This window comes from Haloarcula sp. CBA1129 (assembly GCF_008729015.1).
In the GTDB taxonomy this organism is placed as follows: Archaea; Halobacteriota; Halobacteria; order Halobacteriales; family Haloarculaceae; genus Haloarcula.
Map to the genome: position 1 here is coordinate 630,809 of NZ_RKSM01000001.1, position 12,796 is coordinate 643,604.

Here is a 12,796-nt window from a genome sequence, read left to right on the forward strand (position 1 = left end):
GGTGGGCCCCCTGTATGTGCTGTTACTGAGAATCGCCGAAAGCATCAACACAACTGGGAGTGTAGCGGGCACGTATGACGTACGACTACGCTCGCAACCACGAGCACGAACTGTCGGCGGAGTATCTGTACGCCTCTGACGCGGAGGTTCTGGGAATCTACGACTCCGGTGACTCTCTACAGGTTGACGTGGCGGCCATCTGCCCCGAATGCAGCGAGACACTCCGTCTGGAGGCGACCGTCGACAAAGTCACGTCGTCCGGGACAGAACTGCCGCTGGACGAAGACTACTACGACTGAACGACAATCCCGAAATAATTTTTTCCGCGGCGCGAGTATGGTAGTCCGCTATGTCCGACTTCGACACGTTCGAGTGTTCGAGCTGTGGTGAGTCGTTCAAAGCGTATCCCGACGCGAACGCAGCGGAGAAAGAAGCGTGTAGTCCGGCCTGCGAAACCGCGTTATAATCGGTTTCGGCTCTTTTCGTCCCTGCCAGTCGTCAGCGTTTAGCTGTCGGGGCTGTAGTTGGGTGCTTCGTCCGTAATCATCACGTCGTGTGGGTGGCTCTCCTGCTGTCCCGCGGCAGAGACCCGCACGAACTCTGCACGTTGCTTGAACTCGGGAATCGTCTCGGCCCCGACATAGCCCATGCCGGACTGCATCCCACCGACAAGCTGGTGGAGTTCGGAGGCCAGCGAGCCCTTGTACGGCGTCGCGGCTTCGACGCCCTCGGGGACGAACTCCTCGCCCTCCTCGTCGTCTTTGAGGTATCGCTCGCCGCCGCCCTCGTTCATCGCGCCGACGCTGCCCATCCCGCGGTACTGCTTGTACTTCTTGCCGTTCATCGTGATGACACGGCCCGGAGCCTCGTCAGTCCCAGCGAAGTACGAGCCCAGCATCACCGCGTCCGCACCGGCAGCGATGGCCTTGATGGCGTCGCCGGAGTACCGGATGCCGCCGTCGGCGATGACCGGCACATCGTGCTGGCTCGCCACGTCGGCGACCTGCGCGACGGCGGTGATCTGGGGCATTCCTGCACCGGTGACCACGCGGGTCGTACAGATGGAGCCGGGACCGATACCGACCTTGACGCCGTCGGCGAAGTCGATGACAGCCTCGGCGGCTTCACGGGTCCCGATGTTGCCGACAACCACGTCGGCATCGACTTCGGACTTAATCTCGCGAGCGCTCTCGATGACGTTCGCGTTGTGGGCGTGTGCGCAGTCGATGAACAGGATGTCGACGCCGGCCTCGTCGGCGACCTGCGCGCGGTCCATCTCGAAGGGACCGACGGCGGCACCACAGCGAAGCGAGCCGTCGTCTGCGCGAGCGGCCTGATCGTACTCACGGCGCTGGAGGATGCCCTGCATCGTGACCAGCCCGACAAGCCGGTTCTCCTCGTCGATGATGGGCACACGCTCGATCTTGTGGTCGTACATCAGTTCCAGCGCTTCCCGCGGTGTCACGTCCTCGGGAGCGGTGACGACTTCGTCCGTCATCGCATCCGTGACGGCGTCGTCCTCGCCGACCTCCAGATACGGCCTGATGTCCGTCCCGGAGATGATGCCCAGCACTTCGCCGGTATCGTCGTCGACGACCGGCGCGCCGGAAACGCCCTCGCGTTCCATCATCTCATCAACCTCGCGGACCGTCTGGTTCGGGCTGGCCGTTACGACATCGCGGATAATGAGTTCGTCGGCGCGTTTGACCCGCTCGATCTCGGTCGCCATCTCGTCAGCGTTCATGTTGCGGTGGAGAACGCCGATACCACCCTGTCGCGCCATCGCAATCGCCATGTCGCTCTCGGTGACGGTGTCCATCGCCGCGGAGATGACGGGGACAGTCAGCTCGACCGACTTCGAGACTTGGGTCTTCGTGTCTGCCTCGTCCGGTTCGACGCGGGACTCCTTGGGTCTGAGGAGTACGTCGTCGAACGTCAGCGCCTCCGGCACTCGGAGCTTCTCTGAGAAAGGCTCGGAATCGTTCGCCATGTAAATCGTCCGCCACGGCCCGGCAAAAACGTTGCGAGACTCGGCGCTACGTGGGGTTCGATGCCACACCTGACTCAAGAGGTGCCTTCCAGAAATACGCCCCTGACACGTCACTTGTCATACCTTGCTCCCGAATGTGAGACATTCGTCCACAAACGACGGACGATTCCGGAGAAACGGTGGCGTATGTGCGCAGTTCTCACGCAACGGTTATGTGGGAATGAAGGATAATTAAAAACATGCGACTCACCGAACCCGCACGGAACGGTATTGCCCGTCAGATGACGCCTACAGCGTCGGGCAACACAGCGTTCGCGTGGTTCGGCCCCAAGTTCTGGCAGTTCTGTCGTGTTCGTCAGGACCGAGTGAGAACCTCCCGACGGGAGTTGGGTTACGCTCGACTGTAACACGACATGAGTATCTCCAGACACCCGATTGCACTCGACATCGAGCAGCAGGTCGGCCGCGGTGGCCGATTGCTGGCAACTGTGATGGGCCTCCCGCTCGTCGACGGCATCTTCCCGGTGCTCGTCCTCGCGGGGGCACTTTCGACATGGATGGGCGTCCTCGAAGTAGGCTTGCTCGTCTTCGGCGGGTCGGCCACCGTCGCCGTTGTGCTGGCCGAACTCGAAGGCGGCCCCCGGCAGCAGGCCCGGGCCGTCTTGCTCATCGGAGCCGTCCTGATGCCGATTGCGCTCATCGAAGCAGCACTCGCCCCGACGATTGCGGGGATCGTCAAACTGGGGACGCTCGAACGCTTCGCCGGCCTCGTCATCCTCGCTATCGCAGCACAGACCGCGAGCGCCCGAATCGGCGAGTACCTGCCGCGGCCAGCCGTCATCGTCGGACTCGGCCTGCTGGCCAGCCTTGACCCCGCCGGCGCGAAGCTTGTCACTGCCATCGAACCCGGCGTCTTGCTCCGGGCGGCCGCCACCACCGGCGTCGGTATCGGCTTCGCCCTCGCCGTTGCACTGGCGAGTCCGTGGCTCCGCAACGCCGTCGACATCGACCGCTTCCGCTTCGGGAGCGCTGTCGCGCTTGGCGTCCTCGCCCTCTCTGTCCTCGGCGTGATGCCGACCGACGCCCCGGTTGCACTGGCCGTGCTCGCCGTCACTGCGCTGCTGTCGTTCGACCCGGAGAACGCCCGCACGCGCCACACGGAATACCGACCCGACGCCGTGGACCTCACCGCTGCCTTCGCCGACGGCGGCGCGTCCCAAGGCGTCGCCGCCGACGAACAGACCGACGAAGGGGCCGCGGTCGAGTACGAACCCGAGCAGGAACGCGCCCCGTGGCTGTGACGAGGGAGAACTTTTAGGCCCATCAGGCCCGCCTGTCCGGTATGAGCGACAATCGCGTGGTCCAAGGCCGGATGCAGACCCCCGAAAGCCTGGCCGAACTCATCGAAGGCGAGAACGTCATGGACGCAGAGCCTATCGAAGACGCTGACGACGACTGCCCTGAATGTGGCGAAAACGTCATTTCTGTCGGCTATATGCCCTCTGCACTGGAATTTGTTACTGGCTATAAATGCCAAGAGTGTAGCTGGTCGGACACCGACCGCGACTGAGCGCCGTCTGGCAATCGAAATCCCTTTAATGCGAGTCGGCTTACGCCGGAGTGCGGGGTCGTGGCCTAGTCCGGGAAGGCGGCTGACTCCAGAGGCCACGCGCCTGGGACGACACTTCGAGGGCTGATATACTGAGCGGCCGGCTGATCACCGGTTCGCGACGATGACCCTCTGGAGTTCCGAGGCGCAGGACGGAGATATCAGCCGATCGGGGGTTCAAATCCCTCCGACCCCATTTCCTGCCGCGAGCTACAACGCGAGCGGCAGAACTGTTGAGAGGCGGATTTGAGCCACGCGAGACGAACGAAGTGAGTCTCGCAGTCGGGTGAAAACCCCTCCGACCCCATACTGTTACTCTTTCAGGTCTAGCTGCCTGTTTGCTTTCACCGTGTAGCACGTCTAGTCTCTTCCAGATATAGTCTCACAACCCTCTCTCAGGTCAGTCAGAGCGGTCTGAAAGCCCAGACGCTGGCAGTCGGCGTCGAGGTGGGCAAACCAACACTGCCCAAGCCCAATGAGTTTACTTCGTGGCGGCTATCTGCCCACGCATGAGCCAGTTATTACGCGATTTACTTGCCGGAAACGCCGACCACGCGGCGGCGTTCCGGGATCGGTTCGACAGCGTCCAGAACGCACAGACGCCGGACGCTGTTACGGTCTGTTGCTCGGACTCGCGGGTCCTTCAGGATCATATGTGGGGCAACAGCGAACCGGGGCATCTCTTCACATGCAGTAACATCGGGAACCGGGTCATCCAGCGGACCGCGTCCGGCGAGGCGGTCTCGGGTGACGTGTTGTACCCCATCGAGCACACGATGACCGAGACTGCCGTCGTCGTCGGCCACACTGGCTGTGGGGCGGTGACAGCGACGTACGACGACCTGACGGACGGCCTTGATGAACCGGCCGGTATCGAGCACTGTCTCGGCGTTCTCAAGCCACATCTCGAGCCTGCGCTGGAACGCCTCCCCGAGGACGTCGAGCGGGCGGCGGCGATCAACCGACTCGTCGAGTACAACGTCGACAGGCAAGTCGAGTTTCTCTGCAGTAGCGACGACGTTCCCGACGCTGTCGACGTGTTCGGCGTCGTCTACGATTTTCAGGACGTGTACGGCGGCCGACGGGGCGAAGTCCACGTCATCAACATCGACGGCGAAACCGATGTCGACGCGCTCCGGTCGGCGAATCCCGACATCGACTCACGGATCAACCGCCTCTGGGAGTACTAATCCGGCTACCGACTCTCTCTTTGTTCGACCTTGTTCAGCTCGATCAAGAGCCGGAAGATCGCTTTCACGAGGTTCTCGTCGACGTCGAACTGCTCCGCGTTGTCGCCAGCGCGGTCCATGACAGCCTGCTCCTGTTGCTCGTCGGTCGTCGGCAGGCCTTTCTCGTCTTTGACCTGTGCGATGGTGTCGGCCACGTAGGTTCGTTGTGCGATCTTCTCGACGATCTCCCGGTCGATAGTCCGGATTTCGTCGCGCAGTTCGTCCAGCGACATGTCCTCTGGGTTCGGATTCGTGCTCATACTGTGTGTGTTCCCTCGGTCTGTGTCGTCGTCAGCCAAGTTTCTCCGGGTCGTTCGTCCCAAGCAGTCTGTACCGCTTCGAGTGCCGCTCGCTCGCCGACAGCGGTAAACGACGGCCCTGTTCCGGACAGCGAGACGCCCTCGACGTGCTGGAGCGCGTCGAGCACCGGGTCCGTCTCGAAGTCCAGCGCGGCCGAGAACGCGAGACCGTTGACCGTCATTGCTCGCTGGTAGTCGCTGTCAAGCGCGAGGTCCTCGACGAGGCGGGCCATCGGAGCGATCTGACGGCATCGCTCGACATCCGCATCAGCACTGAACGACTGTTCGGGCGGTGTCCAGACCAGCACGTCCCAGTCGATTTCTTCGCGGGTCAGGAGCGTGTCGTCCTCGTTGTCGGTGACGGTAACGCCGCCAAGCATCGACGCCGACGCGTCGTCGAAGGCTCCGGTGACGGTGACGCCCACGTCGCGAGCGGCCATGACGCCGAGGCGGGCCATGTCCTCGCGGCTCATCCGCTCGGTCGCGTCGAGCGCGTCGAGCGTCGCCATGACGGTCGCGTTTGCGGCCGCGCTGGAGCTTTTGAGTCCCGAGGCCATCGGGACCTCGCTCTCAGTGCGGACGGTTCCGCCAGAAACCGCCGGGACACCGACGTTTTGCGGGCCACCGTGGGCGTCGATGACGTACTCGACACAGCGTTCGATGAGCCGTGTGTCGGCGTCCGGAGCGCTGGCGACCTCGCCGGTGACGCCGTCGGTCTCAGTCGAGAGCGTGACGGTCGCTGTCGTGTACTCGTCGATAGCAAACGCCGCGCCGCGGCCGGTCGCGAGCGCGTTGAGGACCGTCCCTGCTGCGGGCGCTGCTGCCTTCCCTTCCATCGCCCTGTACTCCCTCGTGGACCTATTTACTAACTGCGATACCCCTGTAAGGGTCACGTCGACCGTAGCAACGCGGTGATCGTGTCGAAGTAAGACGGACAACACTATACCGACAAGTTCGAAGGGAGACGACAACAGGAAATGAGCATCGCGAACGCATTCCGGGGACTCACAGCAGGCATCGCGGTTCTGGGCTATGTCTCCCTGTTTCTGTTGTTGCAGGTCCGTGGGACCCCAGTGGCGGCGCTGGTGGGAATTGCGACGCTCGCTACTGCTGCGCTCGTCGTCGCCGGCGGCCGGCCCGCAGTTCGCCAGCTTCTGGGTCGTGCGTCGTCATCCCAAGCGGACATGCCCGGATGGTGGCTCGCTCGTCTCGAACCCGCTCTCGAGGACGTCTGGAACACGTATGCGGACCTCGTGTTAACGGTCGGGCTGTGGGCCATCAGTATCGGTTCTTTTGTCGGACTCGTAACGTACCCCGGCGACGACCCGCCGTTCAGCCTTGCTATCATGGGGTTCCTGTCGATGGTCTGTGGACTCATCTCGCTCGGATTTCTTATCGATTCGAGATACGAATAGCGGCCGGCGGGGCGACTTCGGCGCATATGGACCATTGGAGCGACGTACTGGGAGGTCCGATTCCGGGGTACTCTCCGGAAATCATCTAGAACAATCCGTCTCAGGCTGGGAACAAGAAGTACGGAACGACGAACAGTAGCAGGAACATGAACAGGAGGACGAGGCCGTAGCCGGCGAGCGTCCCGGCCGCTGTCAGCCACGCCGGATGGTCGAACTGCTCGGTGAGGTGTGCCATGCCGGACGATTCAATGGGGGACAGTATAGTGGTTTGGGAGCGTGCCGAGCACTGGCAGGTCGGCTGGCCCGGTATTGCGCTTGTGATCGATAGGGGGTAGCCTTTCAACTATCAGTTCAGTACGCTGGGAAGGGAGACGTTCCGAGGGAAACGAACCCCGTTGTCACTCGTTCCAGAACGCCCCGGTGAATATCACCAGCACCGGAATGATCTCCAGTCGGCCGAGCCACATCAGGAATATCATCAGTAGCTTGCTGGTGTCCGGGAAGTCGAGGTAGCTCCCGAACGGCCCTAGGAACCCGAACCCGGGACCGATATTTCCGATGGTCGCCAGACTCGCGCTCATCGCCTCGAACACAGTCAGTTCGAGCCCGACACGGCCCGCATCAAGGAGGAGAAGCACCGTGGCGACACCGAGCGTGAGCAGGTACACCAGCGTGAATCCGTATATGGCGTTCACAGCGTTTTCGTCGATGACCTGCCCGCCGAGGCGGACCGGCTTGACAGCGCTTGGATGGGCTGTCGTGAACAGTTGCCGTCGGATACCCTTGAGCACGACGAGCCACCGGACGATTTTGATGCCACCGCCTGTCGATCCCGCGGAGCCGCCGATGAACATCGCAAACAGCAGGACGCCCTTTGCCGTGTCGCTCCACTGTGCGAAGTTACTCGTCGCGTACCCGGTCGAGTTCAGCAGCGACGCGATCTGGAACGTCGCCTGTCGAAGCGAGTTCTCCAGCGCTCCCTGAGTAACACCGCCGATTTCCAGCGCCGGAGCGGACCCGGTAAAGAGAAGCCCCCAGAGGATGACAGCGACGCCAGCGTTCGCACCGAGATACACTTGGAGTTCCCGGTCCTGAAGGAAGGCCGCGTAATCGTTCTGCAAGAGGAGGTAAAACAGCGCGAAGTTCGTCCCGGCGACGAGCATGAACGGGATGATGACCCACTGGACAGCCGGTGAGAACGCCGCGATGCTCTCGGCCTGCGGGGAGAACCCGCCGGTCGGTAACGTGGAAAATCCGTGGGCGATGGCGTTGTATGCGTCCATGTTCGGGGCCATCTGCGTCTGGCCAAGGACCAGCAGAATGAGGACGAGCAGGACGGTAAATCCGAGATAGAACAGCCAGAGCAGCCGTGCAGTCTCGGCTATCTTCGGGGTGAGTTTCTGGAGTTCAGGACCGGGCGCTTCCGATTCGATCAACTGCGCCCCGTTGACGGCTGCTTCCGGGAGGATAGCGACCATCAGGACGATAATCCCCATCCCGCCGAGCCACTGGGTGAGCTGTCGCCACATCAACAGCGCGTGGGAGTGACGGGCAAACGATATCTCCTCGGTAGCAGTCGCCCCAGTCGTCGTGAATCCGGACATCGACTCGAACAGCGCGTTCACGGGCTCACCGAGCGCTGATTCGGTCCCGTACCCGGCGATAATATAGGGGATAGCGCCGATAATTGCGACGGCCCCCCATGAGAGGCCGACAAACAGCAGCGCTTCACGGGGGCCGAGTTCGTGACTATCGCTGACTTGCTCCAGCGCTACGCCCACCGTGACGGCGGTCGCGATAGAAATCAGGAAGACAACGGTATCTTCGCTGTATAGCAATCCAATCCCAAGCGGGACCAGCATTGCGACGGCGAGATACTTGATTACAGTGCCGGTCAGAGCCACGCTCTGTCGCCAGTCGACGCGAACCGACATCACTGATCACCGACCATTAACTGACGCTCACACTCCCGATATGAAAAAGTCCCACGTTCCAACAGCGCGGATTCCGACGGAGATACCCGGAACGGCGTCGGTTCGTTGCGTTTCGTCTCCCGACCTAACAGCACGTAGACTGTGCTTGCGCGGTCGCAGCGGCCGATACGGTCTGGCCCGACGGGAACCGCTGGAGACAATCCAAGAGTAGTCCATGCGAGTCGTAGTTTTGCCCTATTTTAGAGCTGCTGAGGCGTCTGAGGTGAGAGCTGATCGGTCTGTACTCTCCGTTCGGTGTTGAGAGCGGTGGGTTCAGGTGTAGCCCTGTTCTTTCGCCCCTTCGCGGATCTTTTTCGACCGCTTGCGGACACGTGAGACGTACCGCTCGATTTTTTCCGGCTTCTCGCCGTAGAACGAGGCGGCCCAGTGGACATCGACGCCGTCCTGCGTGAGGAAGTAAGCGACCAGCGTATCACGGCCTGCCTGTATGACCTCGGGCGGCACGCCGCGTTCGCCGGTTCCGGCCTCCTGAAAACCGTTCACGTCGAAGTACACGTCGGCGTACAGCGTCGCTATCTCGGGGGCATCGAATTCGATGCCCTCGTGCTCTGGGGCCTCGAATCGGTAGCGTGTGTCGCCGTCACCTGTCGGTCGTTCGACGATGCGCACGTTGTGGATGTACTCGCGGTAAGTCAAGCTGTCCGTCGGTCCAGCAGCAGTGTCTGGTTGTGGCATAGATCGGTTGGTCTGGTGCTACGGTTGTCGGCTGGTGCTAGCTGCGAGCGCCGCCACCGCGGCGAGTGCGGCGAGTGCGGCGACGGTCAGCGCTATCGGGAGTGAACCGTCTGCCCCGGTCGTCGACTGGTCGCCGTCGCCCGCGGCATCGCCCTCTGTGGTACCCGCTGGCTCGGCTGTGGCCTCGCTGGCGGGTGACGGGGCTTCGGTCACGGCGGCCCCTGCCTCAGTCGGTTCGCTCGGAGAGACTGCGAGCACTGCCGGCTCGGTCGTCGGCTCGACTGCGCCGCCGCCGTCGGCGTCGACCTGACTCGATGCGACAGTGACCCGCGCCTCGCCGCCGTCGACGCCGGTGAGCGCGACTGTCGCGAGCGTCACATCGGTAGCTCCGGGTTCGACTTGCCCGTCGAGGTCAGCTGCCTCCAGCGTGACTGTCCCACCGTCTGAGGCAATAACTGGGTCGGTCGTGAGCCCGAGGCGGCTGGGGTAACTCGCGCCTTCGAACCGGGCAACCGAGGGGTCGTCGACCGAGAGTTCGAGCTGATAGCCGGCCAGTCCGTCCGGCGCGCTCGTCAGGACCACTGGAACAGTCGTCGTCTCGCCGGCGGCGATGGAACCGGTGTCGATGCTAATTGTCGGCGTGGTCTGCCCTGCAGCGAGCGCGGGGGCCGTCCCTGTGAGGAGGACGAGCGCGACGAGCGCAAGGGGGCGGCTGGCGGTTCGGACGCGACCGCGTACGGAACAGGTGGTATCGTCGGTCATTGTGTTGCTGTATCGAAAGATGAGAGAGGACTCGGTCGCTGTCGTCAGTTGACCTCTTCGTAGAGCGCGGTCACGTCCGCGAAGTCGATCTTGCCGTTCTCGTTGAAGTCGTATGCACCGGTGTTTAGCTGGATACTGTCGGAATCCATGTTCGAGAACAGGACCTGCACGTCCTCGTAGTCGAGACGGCCGTTGCCGTTGAGGTCCTCGAAGTGGCCGTCGCCGTCGGGGTCGGTCGGCGCGGCGTCGCCGACGACTGTCTGTGGGCCGCCAACGACGATGCCGTTTCGCGTCTCTGCTTGGATGTCGGTCCCGCTCTCGTCGTCCATTTGCTCGACAGAGACGGTCAGGTCTGCCGTGCCACCGCCGTTGGCGCGCACGTCGAGCGTTGCGAGTGACACGTCCATCGCGCCGGACTGGACGTTCGTGTTGACATCGGCAACACGGATCGTCGCCGACGAGCCGTCGTCGCTGATGGTGCTTTCGGTGAGTCCGAGCGCATCCGGGAAGGAGACACCAGTGATAGATGCGATTTCGGGGTTCGAGACGCTGACGGTGAGCCGAGCGCCGGAGAAGCCAGCGGGGAGCGACGAGGCGGTCAGCGGGACGCTGCCCGTCGACCCGCTCCCGACCGCGACGGAGTTGGCGCTGACGACGACGTTCGGTTGGTAGACGTAGAGGCCGTCGTTCGGGTAGGAGCGGGCGGGGCCGCCGAAGCCGTCCTCGCAGCAGAGCACGCGGCCGTCGCGCATCGTGTAGACGTTGTCGATGTTCCGGAGCGCATCGTTCGCGTCTTCCGGGGAATCAGTGAAGTCCGGGCCGGTGATGACCGGTTCGAGCGTCGAGACGTTGTAGTCTGACTCCAGCACGCCACGGTAGACGACGCCGCCGTCGACGCGGTCCATCTGGATGTCGCCGGTGTTGTCCACGAGCGCGTCGTTGAACTCCGAGATGCCGAAGTAGATGAAGTCGCCGGGCTGGGAGTCGTCGACGCTGTCGACACCCTCGGCCTTGTTGAACTCGATGGATGCACCGATTTCCTTGGCGGCCGCGCGGGTCTCCAGAAACGGGACGCGCCGGAGGTCTTCGTCGACGCCGTCGGGGCCGTTCGCCTCGTACTGCTCGGCCCACTCGACGATTTCCTCGTTCGTGATGTAGTTTCGGTTCCCGTTCTCGATGACAGATAGGTCGGCCTGCTTGATTATCTCCTCGGTCACCTCGTCGCCCGCTTCCCAGTCGGCGTGGGCGCTGAGGTAGTCGGCCTGTGTCACGTCGTCGTACTCGGCGACCCAAGACTCGACCTCGCCGTTGGTGGCGTGGCCGAGTTCGATCCACTCGATGTCGAGCGGGGTCTGTGCGGGGGAGTTCCGGTCGCCGGCTTCGGCGACGTTGGCCGCGTCGTTCGTGATCTTCGGCGCGTACAGCGTCCCGGCGACGTCCATCGGGTCGTCGTACTCCGGAATCGGCTCGTCGGCGACGAACTTGTAGATGCCCTTGCTATCGCCGTCCGAGCAGCCGTAGACGGTCCGCTGGTCGCCTTCGATGTCGGGTGCCTCCCACGAGGCCCGCCCCATCACGTAGTACTTGACCGCCTCGGGTTCGTCAGCGGTCGGCTCCCGGAAGTCGACGAAGTAGCCGTAGCGGTACGGGTTCGGGTACACGTCGTCGATAAGCGTCGTGTCGAGGTTCTCGTCGTTCCCCTGATCGTCGCGCTCCGCACCGAGGTAGTACGCGAGGAATTCGACACCGGTCAGCGCCCAGTAGCCCTGCGGGCCGAAGTTCGCGTCGAGGTCGCCGCGCTCGGCGTAGGACTCGATTGCGCCCGAGATCTCGCTCGGGTTCGGCCGGTTCCAGAACTGACAGCCGCCGATGAGCCCCTCGCCCGACCCCGCCTCAACGATGTCGCTTACCGTCGCTGTCAGGCTGACGCGGGGGTGTGCGTAGTTCTCTTCGGCGGAGATCATCGTCTCCCACGGACTGAGATCGCCGTAGCAGTTGATCCGCGTCCCGCCGTGTTCACGGAGCGACTCGGTGTTGGTCAGGTTCATCGCGTTCTCGGTATCCGCGCTCCACTCGCCGTTCTCGTCCTGACTGAGCGGGACTCGCGAGACGCAGCCGGGGCTGTTCTCCCAGTTCGTGAACAGGTAGCCCTCGGTCCCCGCGTCGTTGGTCGAGACGAACTGGTTACAGTCGGGGTTCGTCGCCGCGCCGCCGTACTGGGTGCCGGCGAAGTTTTCCTGTGTGATCTCCGTCCCGTCTGGCGTCTGGACCACACCGAGCCGCTCTTCCCCGCCGTTGATCGGTTCGCGCCCCTGCACGAGGATTTCGTAGTCACCGGCCGCGGACCGAACCCGACGCTGTTTCTCCTCAGTGTCCGGAATCCCCACCTCCGGGAAGTCGTCGTTACTCCCGTCGAACTCGAACTGGAAGCCGCTGAAATAGCCCACTGCGGCCCGTTCGAACGGCTCGGGGTTCTCTCCTTCCGGGTGCTGGAGACTGTACAGAAGTGACCCGTCCTCGAAGACGAACGGCCCGGTCACTTCAGCGCCGAACGCCGTTGTCGAGAAGCGCTTGAGACTCCCGGCGACGCTCGGTGCGCCGGGTGTGTCTGATTCGTCGACCTCTTCGCCACTTGCCACGCCGATGACGCTGGCCCCAAGCGCAGCAGCCACCGACTGTGAAAGCACCTGCCGTCGAGTGAAATCGACCATGCGAGTGAGGGGTAGCAGTGATTATTAAAGCAAGTTTATAATAGCCGTATGATGTATTTAGAGCGGTCCTGTTGCCTCGGTTCTATACGTACTGCTACTGTATCAGACATAT

The 12,796-nt window shown here is 62.9% G+C and carries 13 protein-coding genes and 1 tRNA gene; 6 read left to right on the top strand and 8 right to left on the bottom strand.

The genetic code is table 11. The annotated features are described in order from the left end of the window. Nucleotides 1-74: 74 nt before the first annotated feature. A complete protein-coding gene (locus tag Har1129_RS03105) occupies nucleotides 75-299 on the top strand; it encodes a hypothetical protein (protein WP_151099331.1) in 225 nt (74 codons plus the stop codon). Nucleotides 300-505: 206 nt separating this feature from the next. Here Har1129_RS03105 and guaB read toward each other — a convergent pair whose 3' ends face one another. After that, on the bottom strand, nucleotides 506-1,990 hold the full coding sequence (guaB, locus tag Har1129_RS03110) for an IMP dehydrogenase (protein ID WP_151099332.1): 1,485 nt from the start codon (nucleotides 1,988-1,990) through the stop codon (nucleotides 506-508). A gap of 413 nt (nucleotides 1,991-2,403) precedes the next feature. On the opposite strand from guaB, the gene Har1129_RS03115 reads away from it, so the two are divergent. From Har1129_RS03115 to Har1129_RS03130, 4 genes are all read left to right on the top strand, one after another. Next, on the top strand, nucleotides 2,404-3,291 hold the full coding sequence (locus Har1129_RS03115) for a DUF5794 domain-containing protein (RefSeq protein ID WP_151099333.1): 888 nt from the start codon (nucleotides 2,404-2,406) through the stop codon (nucleotides 3,289-3,291). Nucleotides 3,292-3,332: 41 nt separating this feature from the next. Beyond that, nucleotides 3,333-3,560, top strand: coding sequence for a DUF5795 family protein (locus tag Har1129_RS03120; RefSeq protein ID WP_151099334.1), 228 nt, complete (start codon nucleotides 3,333-3,335; stop codon nucleotides 3,558-3,560). 54 nt (nucleotides 3,561-3,614) lie between these two features. Continuing rightward, a tRNA-Trp gene (locus Har1129_RS03125) sits at nucleotides 3,615-3,795 on the top strand. 313 nt (nucleotides 3,796-4,108) lie between these two features. Then, nucleotides 4,109-4,789: a carbonic anhydrase gene (locus Har1129_RS03130; RefSeq protein ID WP_151099335.1), complete on the top strand. Its 681-nt coding sequence runs from the start codon at nucleotides 4,109-4,111 to the stop codon at nucleotides 4,787-4,789. A 5-nt stretch (nucleotides 4,790-4,794) separates the two neighbouring features. On the opposite strand, the gene Har1129_RS03135 is transcribed toward Har1129_RS03130, so the two are convergent. After that, complete coding sequence (locus tag Har1129_RS03135) at nucleotides 4,795-5,088, bottom strand: chorismate mutase (RefSeq protein ID WP_004592890.1); 294 nt, start codon at nucleotides 5,086-5,088, stop codon at nucleotides 4,795-4,797. Then, nucleotides 5,085-5,963 (bottom strand): shikimate kinase, encoded by an 879-nt coding sequence (locus Har1129_RS03140; protein WP_151099336.1) that lies wholly within the window; start codon nucleotides 5,961-5,963, stop codon nucleotides 5,085-5,087. Before Har1129_RS03140 ends, Har1129_RS03135 begins: the two co-directional genes overlap by 4 nt. Before the next feature lie 141 nt (nucleotides 5,964-6,104). Between Har1129_RS03140 and Har1129_RS03145 the strand changes: the two genes are divergently transcribed. Beyond that, nucleotides 6,105-6,542, top strand: coding sequence for a hypothetical protein (locus Har1129_RS03145; RefSeq protein WP_151099337.1), 438 nt, complete (start codon nucleotides 6,105-6,107; stop codon nucleotides 6,540-6,542). Nucleotides 6,543-6,642: 100 nt separating this feature from the next. Here the strand turns inward: Har1129_RS03145 and Har1129_RS21135 are convergent, their stop codons facing one another. The 5 genes from Har1129_RS21135 to Har1129_RS03165 form a co-directional block, all read right to left on the bottom strand. After that, complete coding sequence (locus Har1129_RS21135; RefSeq protein WP_008309346.1) at nucleotides 6,643-6,777, bottom strand: hypothetical protein; 135 nt, start codon at nucleotides 6,775-6,777, stop codon at nucleotides 6,643-6,645. 163 nt (nucleotides 6,778-6,940) lie between these two features. Then, on the bottom strand, nucleotides 6,941-8,476 hold the full coding sequence (locus Har1129_RS03150; RefSeq protein WP_151099338.1) for a TrkH family potassium uptake protein: 1,536 nt from the start codon (nucleotides 8,474-8,476) through the stop codon (nucleotides 6,941-6,943). Nucleotides 8,477-8,788: 312 nt separating this feature from the next. After that, nucleotides 8,789-9,211, bottom strand: coding sequence for a hypothetical protein (locus Har1129_RS03155; RefSeq protein WP_151099339.1), 423 nt, complete (start codon nucleotides 9,209-9,211; stop codon nucleotides 8,789-8,791). Nucleotides 9,212-9,229: 18 nt separating this feature from the next. Then, on the bottom strand, nucleotides 9,230-9,973 hold the full coding sequence (locus Har1129_RS03160; RefSeq protein ID WP_151099340.1) for a cell surface protein: 744 nt from the start codon (nucleotides 9,971-9,973) through the stop codon (nucleotides 9,230-9,232). 44 nt (nucleotides 9,974-10,017) lie between these two features. Beyond that, complete coding sequence (locus Har1129_RS03165; RefSeq protein WP_151099341.1) at nucleotides 10,018-12,684, bottom strand: alkaline phosphatase PhoX; 2,667 nt, start codon at nucleotides 12,682-12,684, stop codon at nucleotides 10,018-10,020. Nucleotides 12,685-12,796: the final 112 nt, after the last annotated feature.